18 protein-coding genes are annotated in these 20,843 nt (G+C 39.8%); 7 read left to right on the forward strand and 11 right to left on the reverse strand.

What is annotated here, in order from left to right; translation table 11 throughout:
• Nucleotides 1-134 precede the first annotated feature (134 nt).
• Nucleotides 135-284 (forward strand): hypothetical protein, encoded by a 150-nt coding sequence (locus SFC47_RS18665; RefSeq protein ID WP_411255828.1) that lies wholly within the window; start codon nucleotides 135-137, stop codon nucleotides 282-284.
• A 134-nt stretch (nucleotides 285-418) separates the two neighbouring features.
• Nucleotides 419-1,054: an FMN-dependent NADH-azoreductase gene (locus SFC47_RS18670; RefSeq protein ID WP_411255829.1), complete on the forward strand. Its 636-nt coding sequence runs from the start codon at nucleotides 419-421 to the stop codon at nucleotides 1,052-1,054.
• A 186-nt stretch (nucleotides 1,055-1,240) separates the two neighbouring features.
• On the opposite strand, the gene SFC47_RS18675 is transcribed toward SFC47_RS18670, so the two are convergent.
• From SFC47_RS18675 to uraD, 6 genes are all read right to left on the reverse strand, one after another.
• Complete coding sequence (locus SFC47_RS18675; RefSeq protein ID WP_411255830.1) at nucleotides 1,241-2,482, reverse strand: ArgE/DapE family deacylase; 1,242 nt, start codon at nucleotides 2,480-2,482, stop codon at nucleotides 1,241-1,243.
• 17 nt (nucleotides 2,483-2,499) lie between these two features.
• A complete protein-coding gene (locus SFC47_RS18680; RefSeq protein WP_411255831.1) occupies nucleotides 2,500-3,720 on the reverse strand; it encodes a Zn-dependent hydrolase in 1,221 nt (406 codons plus the stop codon).
• Nucleotides 3,721-3,724: 4 nt separating this feature from the next.
• A complete protein-coding gene (allB, locus tag SFC47_RS18685) occupies nucleotides 3,725-5,095 on the reverse strand; it encodes an allantoinase AllB (protein WP_411255832.1) in 1,371 nt (456 codons plus the stop codon).
• 8 nt (nucleotides 5,096-5,103) lie between these two features.
• Nucleotides 5,104-5,463, reverse strand: a complete 360-nt coding sequence (gene uraH / locus SFC47_RS18690) for a hydroxyisourate hydrolase (protein ID WP_411255834.1) — start codon at nucleotides 5,461-5,463, stop codon at nucleotides 5,104-5,106.
• A 4-nt stretch (nucleotides 5,464-5,467) separates the two neighbouring features.
• Nucleotides 5,468-6,412, reverse strand: a complete 945-nt coding sequence (pucL, locus tag SFC47_RS18695) for a factor-independent urate hydroxylase (RefSeq protein WP_411255835.1) — start codon at nucleotides 6,410-6,412, stop codon at nucleotides 5,468-5,470.
• 617 nt (nucleotides 6,413-7,029) lie between these two features.
• Nucleotides 7,030-7,530: a 2-oxo-4-hydroxy-4-carboxy-5-ureidoimidazoline decarboxylase gene (gene uraD, locus SFC47_RS18700; RefSeq protein ID WP_411255837.1), complete on the reverse strand. Its 501-nt coding sequence runs from the start codon at nucleotides 7,528-7,530 to the stop codon at nucleotides 7,030-7,032.
• 325 nt (nucleotides 7,531-7,855) lie between these two features.
• On the opposite strand from uraD, the gene SFC47_RS18705 reads away from it, so the two are divergent.
• The 5 genes from SFC47_RS18705 (at nucleotide 7,856) to adhE (ending at nucleotide 13,685) form a co-directional block, all read left to right on the forward strand.
• Entirely contained in the window at nucleotides 7,856-8,326 is a 471-nt protein-coding gene (locus tag SFC47_RS18705) for a nucleoside deaminase (RefSeq protein ID WP_411255838.1), read from the forward strand.
• Between the two features lie 24 nt (nucleotides 8,327-8,350).
• Entirely contained in the window at nucleotides 8,351-10,081 is a 1,731-nt protein-coding gene (gene ade, locus SFC47_RS18710) for an adenine deaminase (protein ID WP_411255839.1), read from the forward strand.
• Nucleotides 10,082-10,201: 120 nt separating this feature from the next.
• Nucleotides 10,202-10,591, forward strand: coding sequence for an SET domain-containing protein (locus SFC47_RS18715; RefSeq protein ID WP_411255876.1), 390 nt, complete (start codon nucleotides 10,202-10,204; stop codon nucleotides 10,589-10,591).
• Between the two features lie 167 nt (nucleotides 10,592-10,758).
• Nucleotides 10,759-10,986 carry a hypothetical protein gene (locus SFC47_RS18720; RefSeq protein WP_411255841.1) on the forward strand — a complete coding sequence of 76 codons (228 nt, stop codon included), beginning with the start codon at nucleotides 10,759-10,761 and terminating at the stop codon, nucleotides 10,984-10,986.
• Between the two features lie 95 nt (nucleotides 10,987-11,081).
• Nucleotides 11,082-13,685 carry a bifunctional acetaldehyde-CoA/alcohol dehydrogenase gene (gene adhE / locus SFC47_RS18725; protein ID WP_411255843.1) on the forward strand — a complete coding sequence of 868 codons (2,604 nt, stop codon included), beginning with the start codon at nucleotides 11,082-11,084 and terminating at the stop codon, nucleotides 13,683-13,685.
• A 44-nt stretch (nucleotides 13,686-13,729) separates the two neighbouring features.
• On the opposite strand, the gene htpG is transcribed toward adhE, so the two are convergent.
• The 5 genes from htpG to SFC47_RS18750 form a co-directional block, all read right to left on the reverse strand.
• Nucleotides 13,730-15,610, reverse strand: coding sequence for a molecular chaperone HtpG (gene htpG / locus SFC47_RS18730; RefSeq protein WP_411255844.1), 1,881 nt, complete (start codon nucleotides 15,608-15,610; stop codon nucleotides 13,730-13,732).
• A gap of 250 nt (nucleotides 15,611-15,860) precedes the next feature.
• Nucleotides 15,861-16,907 (reverse strand): TRAP transporter substrate-binding protein, encoded by a 1,047-nt coding sequence (locus SFC47_RS18735; protein WP_411255845.1) that lies wholly within the window; start codon nucleotides 16,905-16,907, stop codon nucleotides 15,861-15,863.
• A gap of 25 nt (nucleotides 16,908-16,932) precedes the next feature.
• Nucleotides 16,933-18,216 carry a TRAP transporter large permease gene (locus SFC47_RS18740; protein WP_411255847.1) on the reverse strand — a complete coding sequence of 428 codons (1,284 nt, stop codon included), beginning with the start codon at nucleotides 18,214-18,216 and terminating at the stop codon, nucleotides 16,933-16,935.
• Nucleotides 18,216-18,779, reverse strand: a complete 564-nt coding sequence (locus SFC47_RS18745) for a TRAP transporter small permease (protein ID WP_411255848.1) — start codon at nucleotides 18,777-18,779, stop codon at nucleotides 18,216-18,218. The genes SFC47_RS18740 and SFC47_RS18745 overlap by 1 nt, the downstream gene beginning before the upstream one ends.
• A gap of 326 nt (nucleotides 18,780-19,105) precedes the next feature.
• A complete protein-coding gene (locus tag SFC47_RS18750; RefSeq protein ID WP_411255849.1) occupies nucleotides 19,106-20,836 on the reverse strand; it encodes a CocE/NonD family hydrolase in 1,731 nt (576 codons plus the stop codon).
• Nucleotides 20,837-20,843 lie beyond the last annotated feature (7 nt).

Here is a 20,843-nt window from a genome sequence, read left to right on the forward strand (position 1 = left end):
CCAAATACTAGCACTTATGTAGTAAATAATTACCAGTTAAAATAACATTTAGAATATTAAAAATTACCTATTAATCATGATAAATAAATAGTAGAATTAATGTATACACTATAGTAATGGAGGTGAATTTACCTATGACAAATAAACCAATTCATTATGATGGAAGTATCCAAAACAATGAAACTTCTGCTAGTAATTCAACAGTAAATGAGCCATTTACATTAACGGACGAAATGCGTGCGAACATTAGTGGTAACCCTTACTTCACTGAAAATAATAACTAAAAAATAAAAGGAGTTTGCCAAAACGCAAATTCCTTCTATTTTTCATGTTCTATCCTTTTTTGTGTATCTGCATAAACTAACATTCACTGCACAAACTAGAATGCATGCTAGATACAGAAAGGATCGATAAGAATATGACAAAAGTACTATACATAACTGCTCATCCACATGATGACACTCAGTCTTATAGTATGGCAGTTGGAAAAGCATTTATTGATACCTACAAAGAAGTGAATCCAGATCATGAAATTATTGATGTGGACCTCTACAAAGTAGATGTTCCACAAATTGATGTAGATGTCTTCAGCGGCTGGGGAAAACTTCGGTCAGGAACGGATTTTGAACAGCTGTCAGCAGAAGAAAAAACAAAGGTTGGCAGACTTTCTGAGATTTGTGAGCAATTTATTTCAGCAGATAAGTATATTTTTGTAACACCGTTATGGAATTTTTCCTTCCCGCCTGTAATGAAAGCTTACGTGGATGCCGTTTCCGTTGCAGGTAAAACATTTAAATATACCGAAAAAGGTCCGATTGGTCTGTTAACAGACAAGAAAGCCTTACATATCCAAGCACGCGGCGGCATTTATTCAGAAGGTCCTGCTGCTGCAATGGAAATGGGACACCGATATCTTGAGATCATTATGCAATTTTATGGAGTCCCATCTTTTGAAGGATTATTTGTGGAGGGGCATAATGCAATGCCTGATAAAGCCCAAGAAATCAAGGAAAATGCCATTGCACGCGCTAAAGACTTAGCACATACTTTTTAAAAATAAGTCTCAGTTAATGGTGATTGTTGACTTTACCGTAGTTATCAGTATACTTTGGCGGAGAATTTCCGTCTATTGGAATAAATGGAGCTTAAAATGCGTTTATTTTCCAAACACAAGAAATCAACATTCAGTTATAATAAAGCCTAACTCAGGAGAGCCAACACAAATTGTTGGCTCTTACCTTTATTTAGCCGCCAATAAGTCATAAAGCGTACAGGCGATGATTTTGGCAGCAGCCTGCAGGTCAGACAGCCGAATATTCTCATCCGCCCGGTGTCCGTTCGCCTCTTCTAATACTTTGGGTCCTACTCCAAACATAATCGTTGGAATTCCTGCATCATAGAAATGACGCGCATCTGTGTATAGAGGAACTCCATGAACAGGTAATTCTCCCTCCTCCTTTAAAATACTTTGCCAGTTGCTAGCTAAGGCTTGAACAAGCGGCGTATTTTCTGGAACGGGTCCAAAGCTTTTTGCATGGAGAACTTTATTGATTTCTACTTTTATCCCGGTAATTTCCGAGACTGCTTGATGAACCAATTCTCTAAACTCTATTTCTGCTTGAACATAGTCTACTTCCGGAATTAATCTCAGATCCACCCTAATTCTGCATTCATCAGGGACGACATTGGTATTGATCCCGCCTGAAATAAGTCCTACATTCAAGGTAGGAAAATCAATGCCCGGAATTGATGACCTTTTTCCTTCAAGTATTTTACGATAATCATATAAAACATGCAGAATTTTAGTAGTCGCCTCGATTGCATCTATTCCAGTATGCGGAAGGGCTGCATGTGCTGACTTTCCCGTTATTTTAACATCAAAATGCAAACAGCCATTATGCGCGTTAACAGCTGAATAGGTGAAGCCTGCCACAATGGCGTGATTAGCCTTAATATACCCCTGGTCTAACAGCCATTTAGGACCTATTTCTCCACCTGTTTCTTCGTCGAAAGTGAATGCCAGGTCCACTCTCCCGGTCAGCTTTTCCTTCACCTGGTTTAAAGCTAGGACACTAAAAGTATAGGCTGCAATATCCGACTTCGACACAGCGACACCGCGCCCATACATTTTTCCATCGATAATTTCTCCTCCATAGGGGTCAACACTCCACCCCAATCCAGGGGGAACCACATCTCCATGAGCGTTTAAAACGACATTTGGTCCTTCACCAAATTCTGTAGGCGCAAAGACGTTAGCCATACTAATCATCCCATTTGCCTTTACACTTTCTTCGTCCACTTCGAGGAGAGATACTTCTTTAAATCCCAGGTTATGAAGCTGTTTTTCTAAAACTTTTGCTATTGGCAGACAATCACCTGCTGGATTATCCGATGGGGTTTGAACTAACGTTTTTAAAAATGAGATCATGTTTTCCTCTTGGTCCTGTATCCACCGGACCATCTTGGCTTTATCCTGATTCAAAAAAAAACCTCCTCTGGCTAGTAGGCTAATTGATGTAATAATTCTGTAAGCACAGTAAGACCTGTTTCTAAATCTTTAGTTGACGTATATTCTAGTGGAGAATGACTAATGCCGCCCTGACTTGGTACAAAAAGAATCGTCGTCGGACAGATTCGTGCAAACAGCTGGGAGTCATGTCCTGCACCGCTATTCATCCAATGGCAGGGAATAGAGCGGCTGAAACAGATACTTTCGATGATTTCATTAAGATGCGAATCCATCGGAGCAGGCTTAACTTCATGCCACATTTCAACTTTTATACCTAATTCATGTTTTTTTGCATGGCTTTCAAATGTTTCGGTGAAATGCTGACAAAAAGAGCTTAAAACAGATTCGTTTGGATGTCTGGCATCTACAGTAAATTGAACAGTATTCGGGATTACATTGGGGACATTCGGTTCTACAAAAAGCTGTCCCACACTTGTTACTAGATCTTCGTCGTAACCCTTTATACTTCCATATAAGTCATGAATCATATTTACTGCCCCATGAAGTGCATCCTTCCGCCATTTCATTGAGGTGGTACCTACATGATTGGATTCGCCAGACACGCTTATCCGATACCGTCTTTGTCCGACAATGGCTTTGACAATACCAATCGCTTTATTTACTTTCTCAAGAGTGGGCCCTTGTTCGATATGTAGTTCAATAAAAGTTTGGATATCATTCCGGCCCCTGTATTCTGTAAGTCCAAATCCTGCTGCCATCATCGCTGTCTCAAAGCTATTACCCTCTGAGTCTTTGATAGTACAAATATCGTTATATGAATAAATTCCCGTCATCATACCTGATCCCCAAAGCGCGATTGGAAAGCGGCTCCCCTCCTCTTCACAAAAAGATACCACCTCAAGGTTTATGCTCGGCTGCCCGTATTGCGTTTTCAATTGCAATAATGCTAGTATTCCAGCAATGATTCCATATGCACCATCATATTTCCCGCCTGATTTAACACTGTCGACATGTGATCCAATTAATATCGTCGGAGCATTGGGATTCGAGGAAGAAAGCCTGCCAAATAAGTTTCCGATTGCATCAAAGTATGCCGCGAGACCCTCTTCCTCCATCCAGCCCTTTAAAGCATGCTGTGCTTCCTTCCACTGCGGAGAGTAAAGAGTTCGTGTAACACCGCCATCAGGCTCTGCCCCATACGAAGCTAACCATTCAATACCTTCTTCAAGTGTAGCGGGGAACTGACCCATAAACTCACTTCCTTGGCTGAATATATTGACCATACTTTTTATGGTCTACACCTGTTTGAGCGTCATAGATTACCTTTCCTCTTAAGATTGTTTTCTTTATTTTTAATAGAAATGTTTTATTTTCATATGGAGAATATTGATTTCGAAAAGCAATAGAGTGCTGGTCGACAAATGTTGTTTCGTCCAGTGAAATCAAAACTATATCACCATCTAATCCTGGCTGAATTCTACCTTTTTCTGTTAGTCTAAACCGATCCGCAACATTTTCAGTGCCTAAAGGCAGGATATTTTTCAGTGGGATATTCCTTTTCAATGCTTCATCCAAGAGTGCCAGCCAAGTAAATTGGACACCTTGGATTCCTCCCCATGCCTCCCATATGGAGTCAGTATTTTTCATAGAATACAGGCAGGGGGAATGATCGGAACCGATTGTATCAATCCATCCATTTGATATACACTCCCATAGCCCTTCTACTTCTTTCCTCGGCCTGAGAGGCGGGGCACATTTAAGAATAGAACCCTTCTTAAGGAAATCCTCCTCATCAAAAATCAAATAATGAGGACAGGTTTCGACAGTAACGTCAATTCCACTCTTCTTTCCCTGTTGGATAAGTTCAATCACTTTTGGTGAACTGATATGCACGAAGTGAATTGCCGTACCATATTTTGCAGCTATCTCCAGCGCCGTGCTGACGGCTTGTTCTTCAGCTGATATAGGCCGGCTTAGGAGGAATGCTTTTCGTTCATTCACCCCTTTTCGATGTTTATAAAAAGTGGTAAGAGTATGAATCTCCTCCTGCCATTCCGCATGAAGACCAAGGATTTTATTTTGTTCTGCTGCCATCTTCATTGCCAGTTCTAATTGTTTTGGTGCGGTATAAGGAAAATCATCGATGCCGCTATCTGCCATAAATGCCTTCCAGCCAATAATTCCCTCACACATTTCGTCCAATTCTGCTTTATTCGTAACCGATTCTCCAGTCATACCGCCCCATAAGGCGAAATCAACATAAGACTTATGGGTTAGATGTTCTCGTTTATTGTGTAAATGTATTACGCTTGTCACGGAAGGAAAACTGTTCAGCGGCATATCAAATATCGTTGTCGTTCCACCAATGGCGGCGGCTCGGCTGCCGGTTTCGATTCCTTCCCAATCACTGCGGCCGGGGTCATTAAAATGGACATGTGCATCGATAAATCCTGGTACGACAAGACAGCCGGCAGCATCTATGAAAAGAGACCCGCAGTCTTTTTGTGGTTCGACATCGCTGTCACTGATCGCTTCTATTGTTCCGTTTTTAATTTTTATACTTGCAAACCGAAACCCTTCACTCGTAAAAACATATCCGTTTTTCACCCAAAGTTCTGTTGTCATTTTTCCTCCTAACTCCCTCGATAGGTACTATACCCTCCTGGTGAAATCAAAAGCGGCACATGGTAGTGGGAATCCGGTTCAGAGATACCAAATCGTACAGGTACACAGTCTAGAAACGAGAAGTCACCTGTGGATGCTCCGCGGTTTCGGTAATAATCGCCAATATAAAAATGAAGTTCATAGATTCCCTTTTTCATAGATTCACCTTCTAGAAGGGGGGAATTTAATCGGCCATCCTCATTTGTATAGGAGGAAGAGATGGATTCTATCTCTTTATTTGAACCAACACGAACTAACTCCACTAACACACCGCCTGCCGGCTTACCAATACTGATATCTAGGACATGTGTTGTCAATCTCCCTGTCATTTACTTATTTCCTCCTGGGTTCTAAGTCATCAGGGGTCATGGAGAAGCATTGAAATCCATATGGCGGACGGGGTTCAGTAAATACTTTACCTTTTTGTGAAGCGGGAATTTCATCCAGGATGGTTTCCCAGGTACGGTTGTTGGATTCAAAGGTAACCTCTGCTAGCTGAGGAAAACGCTCTAGGATTCTCGTACCGATACGATATATTAAATTTTGAATCGATGGAGAGTTTTCTTCATGAAAGACGGTACAGGCAATATCTCGAATCTGCTCGGCTGCCACATAGCCATCCGATGTGTGTCCTCTGGCATCCTCGAGATTGTGGTAACGCCAATCAATATTTAAAAAGATAAACAGCGGGCGATCAAAGGATTCTGGTAAAGTCGTATATTCATCCTTTACATAACCGTAGAAGGAGCTGCCCTTCACTTTGATGAGCTTCAGTCCCTTCAAACTGCTCATGTGATTGGAGGTAATGATTTGATTTTTGTCACGATGAACTTCTATGGAGGCACCAGCCTGTTCATTTAAAGAATAGCGAAAGACAAGGGGGCTTGGTTCAAACGTTCCATTTGCCGGAACGGGAAGCTCTTCAAATGGTATTTGTTCTCCTGAAATCTTAATTCCTGACATATGTGTATAGGTTTCAAGAAAACGGTGAGCAACAAATTCAAGAAACCCCTCCTGAGTGGCTCCTTGATAGTCTCCTGCATGCTTTAGGATGAAGTTCTTCATTGAATCTGTTGCGACAACTAACGTGTTATCACCATCTCTGAAGGATGGGAAAAATGCATCACCTTCTACGGCAACTTTTACATTCATGCCAAACAGAATGTTGTTTCTGCCTGTGAAGGGGGACTCTGGAATGCTTCGAACGGCGGTTAACGGCTTAGCGTAGGTGCGATACACCCACACATCTGCTTTCCCATAGCTCATTGTTCTTTTCATCTTGCAGCCTCCTGCTCTTCGGTCACTCCAGACACCCTGCATTGACCGTAAGCTTATATTTTTCTACATTTCGGGCACTCTAGCCCTCCTGCATTGACCGGAAACTCATTTCCTCCTGTTCTTCGGTCACTCCAGCTCTCCTGCATTGACCGGAAACTCATTTTTCTCTGCTCTTCGGTCACTCCAGACACCCTGCATTGACCGTAATCTCATTTTTCTCTGCTCTTCGGTCACTCCAGCTCTCCTGCATTGACCGGAAACTCATTTTTCTCTGCTCTTCGGTCACTCCAGACACCCTGCATTGACCGGAATCTCATTTTTCTATGCTCTTCGGTCACTCCAGCTCTCCTGCATTGACCGGAAACTCATTTCCTTCTGCTCTTCGGTCACTCCAGACACCCTGCATTGACCGTAATCTCATTTTTCTTTGCTCTTCGGTCACTCCAGACACCCCGCATTGACCGGAATCTCATTTTTCTCTGCTCTTCGGTCACTCCAGACACCCTGCATTGACCGTAATCTCATTTTTCTTTGCTCTTCGGTCACTCCAGACACCCCGCATTGACCGTAATCCCATTTTTCTCTGCTCTTCGGTCACTCCACAAAGAAGTTATTTCTTATTTATCTTTAAGAATTTCATTCAATCGAAAGCCTGCAATTTTATAGACTTCGTGTAAGGCGGTATTATACTCATCCTTGTAAGAGTGATGAATTCTTTGCTTCATTGCAGCAAGAATACTGGCTTTCGTTTGCCCCTTCACGGCCATAATAAAGGGGAAATTAAATTTCTTTACGTAATGCTGATTGAGAAAAACAAAGTCCTCAAATTCCTCTTTTGTAAGTTGGTCAAGTCCTGCACCCGCCTGCTCCTTTTGAGAAATCTCAGACATTTGCAATCTTGTTCCTAAATCCGGATGTGCACGCAGTAATGCTAACTGCCTGGATTCCTCGGCATTTTGAACACATTCAATCATAGTTTGCAAAAGGTGTTCATGTGATGTAAACGGCCTGCACTCCCACGCCCGAGAAGCCACCCAAGGAGACTGTTCAAACACCCAGCCTGCCTTTTCAACAAACTCCTCCCTGCTCATTTGATTTAACTCTTTACTTACTTCCAAGTCTCCACCTCTCCCTTAAAGAACATGCTATTCAATAAACAATGGGCTTCTGTAAAACTATATATATTCCAAACCACTTGAAAATACCCATACGTTCTCTCTATTTCTAAAATGATACATAAATAGTTTGAATGCTACATAAGTGTCATATAATCTACCAACCATTTAAATAGGTTGGCATGAAATCTTACAACAAGTAAGAAAATCTGTGAATGATCGTGAATAATGTAAATAATACGACCCTTCTTTCACAAAACCCCAACATGTTTGGGTCCTGCTAAGCGTATTTTATGAATAAAAATATAAAAATGAATGGAGAGGTTACATGTCAGATATTCAATTTATGAAAAAAGCAATTGACGAAGCATATCAAAATGTCCTATCCAGCCGCGGGGGACCATTTGGGGCCATTGTGGTAAAAGACGGGAAAATAATTGGAATTGGACGAAATGAAGTCACCACTTCAAACGATCCTACAGCACATGCTGAGATTCAAGCGATTCGTAATGCGTGCAAGTATTTAAACGATTTTCAACTGACTGAGTGCGAAATTTATACGAGCTGCGAACCTTGTCCCATGTGCATTGGCGCCATTTATTGGGCAAGGCCCAAAGCTGTTTATTATGCATGTACGAAACAAGATGCTGCAAAAATCGGGTTTGATGATCAATTTATTTATGAGCAGTTGGAACTGCCGATGGAACATCGAAAGATACCGATGCAGCAAATTTTCCCTGCCGATGGTGATCTCCCTTTTCGAACGTGGGAAAGCTCTAAGAACAAAGTGGAATACTAATCTTAAGCAAGAGGGTGTTAGTCAATGGAGAGAAATCAAATCAAGCGGAGAATCTCTGTGGCTTCAGGAAACGAACCTGCTGATACGGTCGTAAAAAATGGCAGGATTGTTGATGTCTTTAATGGAGAAATAATCGAAGGAGATATCGCCATTGTCGATGGGTATTTCGCCGGTATAGGGCAATATTCTGGAAATACCATTGTGGATGCAAAGGGCAAGTATATCATTCCATCCTTTGTTGATGGTCATGTTCACATCGAATCGTCTTTGGTGACACCAAGTGAGTTTGCAAAGGTCCTCCTGCCGCATGGAGTGACAACCGTTATTTGTGATCCCCATGAAATTGCTAATGTCTTAGGAACTGAGGGTATTCAATATATGCTGGATTCTTCCGAGGACCTTCCCTTCGATATTTATATCATGCTCCCTTCCTGTGTTCCTGCTACAAGCTTTGAAAATTCAGGTGCAATATTAAATGCTGAACAGCTAGCCCCTTTTTATCACCATCCTAGAGTTCTTGGCTTAGCAGAGGTTATGAATTACCCTGCAGTCCTCCAGGCTGATGATGATATGTTGAATAAAATTTCAAAAGCACAGCAATTTGGTAAAAAAGTAGATGGCCATGCTGCAGGATTGTCTCCGAGAGATCTAAATGTGTATATGGCTGCAGGAATTCGGACTGATCATGAAAGTACCACCGAACAAGAAGCAAAAGAACGTCTTAAAAGCGGTATGTATTTAATGATTCGTGAGGGCACTGTTGCTAAGGATTTGCGAAATTTGATTTCAGTTGTAAATGAGTATAATGCGCGCAGATGCTTGTTTGTTACAGATGATAAGCATTTAGATGACCTTGTGCTTGAGGGCAGCATCGATTACAATGTCCGGCTCGCGATATCAGAAGGACTATCTCCGATAACGGCCATTCAAATGGCCACCATTAATGCCGCGGAATGTTTTGGGCTTTTAGATAAGGGAGCGATTGCTGCAGGGTACAAAGCTGATTTTTCACTGGTTGATGACCTTGAAAGTATTAGAATATCTCATGTTTATAAAGATGGAAATGCCGTTGTAGAGAATGGCAAATTGGTGATTGATTGCAGTAACGATCATAATCATGGTTTGAAAAAGTCAGTCCATTTTGATGATATCACGGAAACTAACTTAAACATTTACCTGCCCTCTAATAAAGCCAATATCATCGAAATTATTCCAAACAGTCTTATCACACGGCATGTCGTGGAAGAAGTGGATATCTGTGACCAAGGACTCTTCCAACCCTCTACTGCTGCTGATTACCTGAAGCTTGCCGTCATTGAGCGCCATCATCTGACGAAGCAAATTGGTTTAGGAATTGTCAAAGGCCTAGGCTTAAAATATGGTGCGATTGCCACTACGATTGCCCATGATTCCCATAATCTCATTATTGCTGGAACCAATGACAGTGATATGGTTTTAGCAGCAAATAGTATTAAAGAAATGCAGGGCGGACTGGTTGTCATTAAAGAAGGTCAAGTTCTAGCCTCATTAGAATTGCCAATTGCAGGTTTAATGTCTGACCGCCCATACCGGGAAGTATATGCGAGTCTTAACAGTCTTCATATTGCTCTTGAAGAGCTTTCTGCTAACGGTCAGTTTAATCCCTTTTTGACCCTTTCCTTTTTAGCTCTGCCTGTCATCCCCGAACTAAAACTAACAGACAAAGGCTTGTTTAAGGTATCACAATTTGAACATATAACGGTACATTCTGATTAATTTTCATGCATATTAGACATACTATCATGCGAGTTAACCAAAAACGGTTGCTTTCGAGGCCATTACCTGTCAAACTAAATGGACGACTGATTTCATAGAAAGTAAATGTAGGTGACGAACATGATAGAAATAAAAACATCAAAACTTAGTGATGGAGAGTTCAATAGAGGGGTATTCGCAACTAGAGATATAAGTAAGGGTGAACTGATTCATGAAGCTCCCGTGATCGCTTATCCGAATGCCGAGCATGAACATATTGAAAAAACTTTACTAGCTGATTATGCATTTGAATATGGAATCAACCATACATGCCTACTTTTGGGTTATGGAATGTTATTCAACCACTCCTATCAGCCAAATGCTACGTATGAGATAAATTTTCCAAATCATACGTTTGACTTTTATGCATACAAAGACATTAAAGCGGGCGATGAGATTCTAATCAACTATAATGGTGATGAAGAAGATCAAGAACTGCTATGGTTTGATAAAGAAAAGCAAGAAAAATAACAGCCCCTTCCTGGGCTGTTATTTTTTCATTCGGATACACCTTTTAGGTATAAAGGACCATTTTTGGTAAAATGGTTAAGATTTCAAAGTTTGTTCAATATTTCACAAACTTTATTCAAAAAACTCTGTTATGATTTATTTATAAAAGGCATAAGGAGTGATATGACATGATGGTATGTGAATGGAAATCCTTTTCAACAGATTCTGAAACGTATACTCAAGAAACTTTCGAAGAAACTGTTGGTGATGAATTCGAAGCTATGATGTTTAAAGATAATGAAAGCATCCCAAGTTATATTTGGACAGTAAATTATGTCATTCTTGTAAAAAAATATTCAAAGGTCCTAACGGATATCTCCTTTGAAAAAATACCGCGCAATCCGGTTTGTGAGTGAGTGTCGGCAGGGTCCGATCAATTGGTTGGCTGTTATTTTTTTAATCACACTTGTGAAATATTTCACAAAGTTTTTAGGTAATAGGAGGAATTACAATGAAAGTAGCAGAAAGAATGGATAAGGAATTACACAGTGTCGCGACAATGGTTGATAGCTTGGTGGAAAATGGCCTAAAAGCGTTAGAAGAATTCCGCAGCTTTGATCAAGAAATGATTGATATGATTGTAAAGGAAATGGCCTTAGCTGGTCTTGATCAGCATATGCAGCTTGCAAAACTCGCAGTTGAGGAAACCAAACGCGGTGTTTATGAAGATAAAATTATAAAAAATATGTTTGCGACAGAATATGTCTATCATAATATCAAATATGATAAAACCGTCGGGATCATTAGCGAAAACGAACATGATGGAATAATTGAAATTGCTGAACCAATTGGTGTGATCGCAGGTGTGACACCTGTAACTAATCCAACATCTACAACGATGTTTAAAGCCCTTATATCCATAAAAACGAGAAATCCAATTGTTTTTGCCTTCCATCCGTCTGCACAAAAATGCAGCAGTGAGGCGGCAAGAATTCTTAGGGATGCAGCTGTTAAGGCAGGTGCTCCAAAGAATTGTATCCAATGGATAGAAACACCATCCATTGAGGCTACACAGACACTCATGAATCACACAAAGGTATCAATGATTCTTGCAACTGGCGGTGCAGGAATGGTCAAATCTGCTTATAGCTCTGGTAAACCTGCGCTCGGTGTAGGACCTGGAAATGTTCCTTGCTATATAGAGAAATCAGCCAACATTCATCAGGCTGTAAACGACTTAATTTTATCAAAGACGTTTGACAACGGAATGATATGTGCATCAGAACAGGCAGTGATTATTGATCAAGAAATTTATTCAGAAGTAAAAAATGAGATGATTTCGAACAATTGTTACTTTTTGAATGAAGAAGAAAAGGCAAAAGTTGAAAAATTAGTGATTAATGAAAAATCATGCGCTGTTAACCCGAATATTGTTGGAATGGCTGCAAGTAAAATTGCCGATTTGGCAGGAGTAACCGTTCCTGAAAACACAAAAATCCTCGTAGCAGAATTAGATGGTGTCGGACCAGGATACCCGCTTTCAAGAGAAAAATTAAGTCCTGTCCTAGCTTGTTACAAGGCAGGCAATCTTGAAGAAGGTTTAAAAAGAGCAGAAGAAATGCTAGAGTTTGGCGGTTTAGGACATTCTGCAGTCATTCATTCTCAGGACCAAAATGTAATTAAGCAGTATGGCTATCGGATGAAAGCTGGAAGAATCATAGTCAATGCCCCTTCATCACAGGGGGCGATCGGTGATATTTACAATGCTTATATGCCCTCACTTACACTTGGGTGTGGTTCCTACGGAGGAAACTCTGTTTCTACGAACGTTGGTGCGATTCACTTAATCAATATTAAAAAAGTGGCACAAAGGAATGTTAATATGCAATGGTTTAAAGTACCTTCTAAAATTTATTTCGAGAAAAATTCAACTCAATATTTAGCGAAAATGCCGAAAATCTCTAAAGCTTTCATTGTAACGGATCCTGGTATGGTGAAATTAGGCTATGTAGATAAAGTCCTTTATTATTTAAGGAAACGTCCTGATTATGTTCACTGTGAAATTTTCTCAGAGGTAGAACCCGATCCATCCATTGAAACTGTTATGAAGGGTACCGAAATGATGGCGAAATTCCAGCCAGATGTAATTATTGCCCTTGGCGGCGGTTCAGCAATGGATGCTGCAAAAGGGATGTGGCTATTCTATGAGAATCCAGAAGCAGATTTCTTTGGCCTGAAACAAAAATTCCTAGATATCCGAAAACGAATCGTAAAATATCCTAAGTTAGGTGAAAAAGCTCAGTTTGTCGCGATTCCAACAACTTCAGGAACAGGTTCAGAAGTAACATCGTTTTCGGTTATTACTGATAAAGAAGCAAATTTGAAATATCCGCTCGCTGATTATGAATTAACACCAGACGTAGCCATTATTGATCCACAGTTTGTTATGAGTGTTCCTAAGCATATCACAGCAGATACTGGAATGGACGTATTAACTCACGCGATTGAGGCTTATGTATCCTGTATGGCTAATGATTATACCGATGGACTTGCAATGAAAGCAATCCAGCTTGTATTCGAATATCTGCCTAGAGCCTATCGAAATGGCAGTGACGAATTAGCTCGTGAAAAGGTGCATAATGCTTCAACGATTGCGGGGATGGCCTTTGCAAATGCATTCCTAGGTATTAACCATAGCCTTGCCCACAAGCTTGGATCAGAATTCCATATTGCTCACGGACGAGCAAATACCATATTGCTGCCGCATGTCATTCGCTATAATGCAGCAAAACCGAATAAGTTTACAGCATTTCCGAAATATGCTCACTTTGTGGCAGATAAGCGTTATGCGGAAATTGCAAGAACGCTTGGACTCCCTGCAAATACAACAGAAGAAGGAGTTGAAAGCCTAGTTCAAGCAATCATTCGCCTTGCAAACGAGCTTGAAATTCCGATGAGTATCGAGGCAAATAATGTTGATGCAGAAGCTTTCGAAAGTAAGGTCGATTATCTTGCAGATAAAGCATTTGAAGACCAATGTACTACTGCTAATCCTAAACTGCCCTTAGTAACTGAATTAGCTGAAATCTACCGTAAAGCATATAAGGGAGTTTAAAGTATACAAAAAGCCATCCAGAATTTGGATGGCTTCTTTATCGCTTATACCATTATCTTACAGATATCATTCGTAAATTCCACTGGGTCCTGGATAGGAAGTCCCTCAATCAGCAAGGCTTGGTTGTATAATAACTTCGTGTACAGATCGAGCTTTTCTTTATCATTTTCAAAGGCTTCTTTTAAAGATTGGAACACTTCATGATTTTTATTGATTTCAAGTACCTTATCGGCTTTGATATTTTGATTATCAGGCATAGCCGCTAAGATTTTCTCCATTTCGATAGAGATATCCCCCTCGGTTGCCAAGCAGACAGGGTGAGACTTTAAGCGTTTTGAAACTCTGACATCCTTTACTTTATCTGCTAAGATACCTTTCATGTAGTCAAAGATTTCCTTGTATACCTTCTCTTCTGTTTCGGAATCGCTCTTGTTTTCTTCTCCTTCAATTCCGAGGTCGCCGCTGGAGATAGATTTAAATTCTTTCTCCTTGTAAGTCATGAGCATTTTGATTGCAAATTCATCGATATCCTCAGTGAAGTATAGAATTTCATAGCCTTTTTCAGAGACGAACTCTGCTTGTGGCAATTTGTCGATTCTTTCAATCGATTCACCGGAAGCATAGTAAATGTACTTTTGGTCTTCAGGCATTCTTGAAACGTATTCATCTAGTGTAACCAGCTTCTTCTCTTTTGAAGAGTAGAACATGATCAGGTCCTGCAATACTTCTTTGTTTGCTCCGAATTCGTTATAGACGCCGTATTTTAATTGACGGCCAAAGGATTTATAGAATTCTTCATATTTTTCGCGCTCATTATTTAAAAGGCTTTGCAGCTCGCTCTTAATCTTTTTGTTAATATTTTTGGAGATTAGCTTTAGCTGGCGGTCATGCTGCAGCATCTCACGAGAAATATTTAAAGATAAGTCCTCAGAGTCGACCATTCCTTTTACAAAGCTAAAATGATCTGGAAGCAGGTCGGCACACTTGTCCATAATTAAAACGCCGTTTGAATACAGCTCCAAGCCTTTTTCAAATTCTTTTGAGTAGAAGTCATATGGCGTTTTTTCCGGGATATATAATATCGCATTATAGCGGATTGTCCCGTCTACACTAATATGAATATGTTTAATCGGCTTATCGAAACCGTAACGTTTTTCAGCGTAGAAGTTCGCATAATCTTCGTCCGTTAGTTCACTTTTATTCTTTTTCCAAATTGGAACCATGCTATTAATAACTTGTTCTTCTACATATTCCTCGAACTCGTTTTCGCTGCCCTCTTTTGGTCTTGAGCTGGACACATCCATTTTAATTGGGTAACGGATAAAGTCAGAGTACTTTTTAATAATAGACTTTAAACGATACTCTTCTAAGAACTCATCATAATTCTCATCTTCCGTATTTTCTTTCACTTTAAGGATAATTTCAGTTCCAACAGAATCCTTCTCAACTGTCTCAATTGAATACCCTTCTGCGCCGGTAGATTCCCACTTGTAAGCCTCATCGCTGCCTAATGCTTTACTAATAACCGTCACAACATCCGCTACCATGAAAGCAGCGTAGAAACCAACACCAAACTGACCAATAATATCATAGCCATCTTTTAGTTCAGTTTCTTTTTTAAATGCTAAAGATCCGCTTTTTGCAATCGTACCAAGGTTGGTCTCAAGCTCATCCTTCGTCATCCCAATCCCGGTATCAATAATTTTTAATGTTCTATTTTCTTTGTCAGGAATTACTTTAATGAAGTAGCTGTCTTTGTCGAAGCTTAATGAATCATCTGTTAATGCTTTGTAGTAAATTTTATCAATCGCATCGCTGGCATTTGAGATTAACTCTCGTAAAAATACCTCGCGGTGTGTATAAATTGAGTTAATCATCATTTCTAACAGCCTTTTAGACTCAGCTTTAAACTGCTTTTTTGCCATAGAAACCTCTCCTTACTCAAATTGTTAATTGGATTTTCCTTCGATTAGCACTCTCACCCAAGGAGTGCTAATACCGACATTATTTAAATATCATATATTCTTATCTCATGTCAATAAAAGAGCGACATACTTTTTATATTCTGCTTACTTTTGACACCCATAAATTGTAATATGACACCTTATCACAACAAAACAGAAGACCGACAGTTACTTGTCGGTCTTCTTTAGGGTAATATTATTCTGCAAGGTTCTATTCTATTGCTTTTTCAATCGCCTCTAATAATTTTTTACCCTCATCACCAAATTCTTTTACATAGAAATCTCTAACTGCCTGCATTTCTTCAACAAATACTTTTCTTTCGTCATCACTAATTTCTACAAACTTCATTCCGGAAGCTTCCATTGTTTTACGAACGTTTTCGATATTTTCATAGGTTTTCTCTACTGTTACATTACGACCTGCCTCAAATCCTTTTTGCATAGCATCTTTAATGCTTTGATCTAGACCATCGTAAAAAGTCTTATTAACTAAGATTAATTGGTCAAGAACACCATGGTCTGTCAGTGTCGTTACTTCTTGGACTTCATGCAGCTTCATATCATAGGTTGTATCTAGTGGATTTTCTTGTCCATTTATGGTGCCAGTTTGCAGTGCATTATAGGTTTCCGCAAACGGGAGGTCAGTTGGGGAAGCACCTAATGTCTTAAACTGTTCAAATATAACTGGTGATGGCATTGCTCTAAACTTTAATCCTTTAAAGGCTTCTGGGGTATTTAATGCTTTGGGACCAGTAAATTGTTTATAACCAGTATGCCAAATACCTAATGCCTTAATGCCTACGCTTTCTGTTTGATCCAATAATTGACGCATTGCATCACTGTCCTGAAGGCTCAATAATTTTTCTTTTTCTTTTGGCATTAAGAACGGGATATCAAGTAGGGTGATTAACGGTTGAAACCCGCCCATAAATGATGTTGGGGAAATGACCATTTCGATATTCCCCATCTGGACCCCTTGTACTATCTCTGTAGGATTTCCAAGCTGTGAAGCCGGATAGATTTCCACCTTTACTTGACCATCGGTTTCAGCTTCCACCACTTCTTTAAATTTTTGGGCACCTAAATCACGGGCACTGTTTGGTGCAGAGGAATGTCCGAATTTAATGGTAATACTTGAGGATTTACTGTTACCTCCTTCATCTTTGTTACCACTTGTTGAATTTGAAGAAGATGAACATCCTGCTATCACAAAGCTCATTACCAACATGACATAAAACAAGAATTTCATTTTTTTCATAATCCCAACCCCCATATATTATTGTTTAACCATTGGCTTTCATCATTTCCGGAAACCACATAATCAAATCTGGGACATAAGTTACTAAGAGGAGAACAGCAATGCTGATAATAATGAACGGAATAAGCCCCGGAATAATTTGTGCATACGGAATTTTGAATGCACCTTGGGCAATGAAAATATTAAGTCCAAAAGGTGGTGTAATCATTCCAATCGTTAAATTAAGGGTAATGATTAAACCTAAATGTACTGGATCAATTCCTAGAGCAAAAGCAACAGGGGTTATCAATGGTACTAAAATGATTACGGCAGAGTTTGGGTCAATAAACATACCTGCAATTAAAAATATTACCGTAATGATTGCCAACACAATAATGGCCGAAAAGTCTCCAAAAAGGTCGGTAATTATAGCAGGCAGTCCTGCAATGGTCATTACATAGGAAATCGCTTTTCCGGCCGCAATTAAAACTAGAAGCATCGTAATAACCAAACCTGATTTACTTGTTACTTCCCATAAATCTTTTAATTTTGTTCCTTTATAGACAATCATTTCTACGAAAATAGCATAGGCAACAGCAATTGCAGCCGCTTCTGTAATCGTTGTCAATCCTAAATATATACCCGATAAGATAACAATTGGCAGCCCTAATGCCCAGCCAGCTTCATGAAATGCTTTTCCAATATTTTTATATCCTACAAATTTCTCTTTTGGGATATTATGTTTTTTTGCATAAATATAGCTGTAAACCATAAACGCAAAGCCTGTAAGCGTTCCTAGTATAATACCGCCTGCAAATAAATCACCTACTGAGGCTTGGGGTGCAACCGTAGAATACAAAATCATCGCAATACTCGGCGGTATCAACATTGCCAGACTGCTAGAAGCCAAAATCAAACCGATAATAAAACCTTTCTTGTATCCTTTTTCAACAAGAACTGGATAGACAATTCCGCCAATCGCTACTACTGCCGCAGAACCAGCACCAGAAATGGCTCCAAAAAACAAACAGGTTACAATCGTTGCAATTGCAAGCCCGCCAGTAATATGCCCTACGAGTGTATTCGCTAAATTAACAAGCTTTTTCCCAATCTGTCCTTGAGAAATGATATCAGCTGCTAAAATAAAAAATGGAATTGACAAGATTGAAAAACTATTAATTCCTCCTACCATCTGCTGCAGGAGAATATCTGCCTGCATTTGAGGAAAGTACATATTCAATACTAGAAAACTTGGAATTAATATCGCAAGAAATACGGGGACACCAATCATTAAAAAGAAAACGGCTAAGGGAAAAAGAGTAGCGACCATTAATCAACCCTCCCGTTTAAACTCATGAAAACACCCTTTGATGTAATATTTTTTATAATGATGTGAAGAAAATTCTTTGCTGTTAGTAGACATCCAACTGGGACGGCCAAATATACATATCCCATGGGTATTCCTAGAGTGACGGACATCTGTTTCGTTTCAAAGATTTTAACGGTCATAAAATATCCGATATAAGTTAGATAAATAAAGGTCAAAAAGCATAATAAGAGAATGATCACTGAAAAGTACTTCTTAATTTTTCCTTGTAATTTATTGAATAACATATCGATAACTACATGTTCACCTTTTCTAACACAATAGCTCATTCCAATAAAGGTTACCCAAATGACGATGAAACGCGGTAATTCATCAGACCAGTCAGGTGAATAATTAAAAAAATACCTGGATATTACGGTTCCGACAACAACAATGGTCAACATTAATAATCCAAATGCAATCACAATTCTTTCAAAACTTTCAAGGATCTTATCTATCCATTTAAGCAGTGCCTTTACCCTATTAGAGCCCGTTTGTTGTTCTACAGTGACAATAGAATTTTCCATTTTTGCACCCACCCATCTTGTTCCTAGTCTACAAGCCGCATATAAACTTCTTGCTCGAGGCTGCATACACCTTATCTATTCGATTTATCACCTCTATTGTGTATTTATTTTAGATAATAGTATCATAGTTAATATTTAAATTATTCAGAATACAACACAAATTTTAGTCTTACTTTTTGTATTCCGACCACAAAACGTTAGGACTTCTGACATATATTTCTGAAAGATTTAAGATACTTTTTTGAACTTCAAAGAGTAATAGAATAAGTGTAAAAGCTTGTAGACGACCTTGCATTTTCTACAAGCCTTCCACCTTATTTATTACTTTATTTCTTTGGAATTATAGGGACTAAAAGGCAGCTGTTTTTATCTCCTCCAGAGTAGATGGTTACCTTTCCGCCAAAGACATCTTCAGGGCGGTCACGAATATCGTCATGCCAGTATGCTCCGGAACCTGTCATAAACTTGGTATGAAACCGGACACCCTCATCCGTATTTTTATAGTCTTTACCGCCAATGGTTAATCCTAGTTGATAACCTGGCGGGATGACTATCGAGGTCGGCCAAATCTCAATATCTAGTTCATAAACCTCGTTTGGTGTTAAAGGCTGAATCTCATCATGGGTATGGTAAGGTTGATAGAATGTAGTTCTTTCAACATCTAGCTTTCTGTGTGAAGCTCGTAACCAGCCTTGTGAAATCGGTGTCCTTGGATCCATAGCTCCACTGTAAAGGATTTCATTCCCTTCTGGATCAAAAAGCCTGACTGTAAGGAACAAATCAGCATCAGTAGTAGTAGAAGAGATAAATAGTTTAGCAGCTAAGGGCCCTGTTATTTCTGTTTCTTCAGAGTATGGTTCACTTAAAAACGTTACTTCTTCTTTTAATGGTTCGTATTCGATTTTACCATCAGACTTTATTGGCTCTGCTCCGAATCCAGTATTAGCTGGGTCAAGATATAGCTTTTTCCATTGTGTTCGCTCAAACGGCCATTCATGTTCTGCTCTTTCAGTAAATTCATTTACTCCGCGAACATTCAATTGAATAGGTGCCTGAGATGACCAGCCGTTATCTTCCCCCTTTAGGAAGTAGTCAAAGAACTTTCTTTGTAAGTTAACACCGTAGTCCGTATAAAAATGAGTCCAATGTTCAAGACCATGAACTTCCAACCACTTCTGTGTTGAAGCAGCCTGCTTGTATCCTTCAATATTACCGCGCAAGTGAAGACCAATTCCGCCCCAGTTTGCAGCAGAAAGAATTGGAACAGTGACCTTTGACCAGTCCACTTCCCTTTCTTTGTAATAATCATCATTTGCTAACGGATGAGACAGAATATCAGAATCGAGATCAGTACGGTTTGCTGCTAATTCTTCATCAGACAGCGTTTCAGGACCCGCTGCATATTCCCCAGTATTTGGATTTATACTGCCTCTGTTTCCAACGCCATGTTGAACAGTAAGGATTTGTGGAAGCCATGTAGCCCAGAAGGTCGACATAATTCCACCATGATGAGTAGCATCACGATACCAATCAGCAGAACCTTCCCAAGGGATCATCGCTGCTAGGTGCGGCGGCTGCAGTGCTGCTACTTGCCACTGATTCATTGCGTAGTAAGAAATTCCATTCAATCCAACTTTTCCATTACTCCACTCTTGCACGCCTGCCCACTCAATACATTCATAATAATCCTGAGTCTCCCGCTTAGAGAAAGGATCCATGTACCCAGGTGAGCGGCCTGCACCTCTTGAGTCTACACGAACACATACATATCCATGCGGCACCCACTTTTCAGGATCAACTGCCTCCCAGGTTTGATATTTGTTTGTTGATCCCTTCTCAACATCTGGGTGTTCCTTTGTCATTAAATTCCATTGTCGAGGATAAGCTTCTTGAAATGGCAGCCCTTTAGCATATGGTCCATAACTTAGAACCACTGGGTATTGTCCATCATCAATGGGGCGATACACATCCGCTCGAAGCACTAAACCATCATCCATAGTAATAGGTACATCCCATTCAATTCTCATGCCATCTTTGATTTCAACTATATGACTCATCTATATC

Source organism: Neobacillus niacini (assembly GCF_046591715.1).
GTDB lineage: Bacteria > Bacillota > Bacilli > Bacillales > Cytobacillaceae > Neobacillus > Neobacillus niacini_L.

Coding starts and splice junctions, on each gene's coding strand:
- SFC47_RS18665 (WP_411255828.1), top strand. CDS start 135: ATGACAAATAAACCAATTCATTATGATGGAAGTATCCAAAACAATGAA.
- SFC47_RS18670 (WP_411255829.1), top strand. CDS start 419: ATGACAAAAGTACTATACATAACTGCTCATCCACATGATGACACTCAG.
- SFC47_RS18680 (WP_411255831.1), bottom strand. CDS start 3,720: ATGGGTCAGTTCCCCGCTACACTTGAAGAAGGTATTGAATGGTTAGCT.
- allB (WP_411255832.1), bottom strand. CDS start 5,095: ATGACAACAGAACTTTGGGTGAAAAACGGATATGTTTTTACGAGTGAA.
- uraH (WP_411255834.1), bottom strand. CDS start 5,463: ATGACAGGGAGATTGACAACACATGTCCTAGATATCAGTATTGGTAAG.
- pucL (WP_411255835.1), bottom strand. CDS start 6,412: ATGAAAAGAACAATGAGCTATGGGAAAGCAGATGTGTGGGTGTATCGC.
- SFC47_RS18705 (WP_411255838.1), top strand. CDS start 7,856: ATGTCAGATATTCAATTTATGAAAAAAGCAATTGACGAAGCATATCAA.
- ade (WP_411255839.1), top strand. CDS start 8,351: ATGGAGAGAAATCAAATCAAGCGGAGAATCTCTGTGGCTTCAGGAAAC.
- SFC47_RS18715 (WP_411255876.1), top strand. CDS start 10,202: ATGATAGAAATAAAAACATCAAAACTTAGTGATGGAGAGTTCAATAGA.
- SFC47_RS18720 (WP_411255841.1), top strand. CDS start 10,759: ATGATGGTATGTGAATGGAAATCCTTTTCAACAGATTCTGAAACGTAT.
- adhE (WP_411255843.1), top strand. CDS start 11,082: ATGAAAGTAGCAGAAAGAATGGATAAGGAATTACACAGTGTCGCGACA.
- htpG (WP_411255844.1), bottom strand. CDS start 15,610: ATGGCAAAAAAGCAGTTTAAAGCTGAGTCTAAAAGGCTGTTAGAAATG.
- SFC47_RS18735 (WP_411255845.1), bottom strand. CDS start 16,907: ATGAAAAAAATGAAATTCTTGTTTTATGTCATGTTGGTAATGAGCTTT.
- SFC47_RS18740 (WP_411255847.1), bottom strand. CDS start 18,216: ATGGTCGCTACTCTTTTTCCCTTAGCCGTTTTCTTTTTAATGATTGGT.
- SFC47_RS18745 (WP_411255848.1), bottom strand. CDS start 18,779: ATGGAAAATTCTATTGTCACTGTAGAACAACAAACGGGCTCTAATAGG.
- SFC47_RS18750 (WP_411255849.1), bottom strand. CDS start 20,836: ATGAGTCATATAGTTGAAATCAAAGATGGCATGAGAATTGAATGGGAT.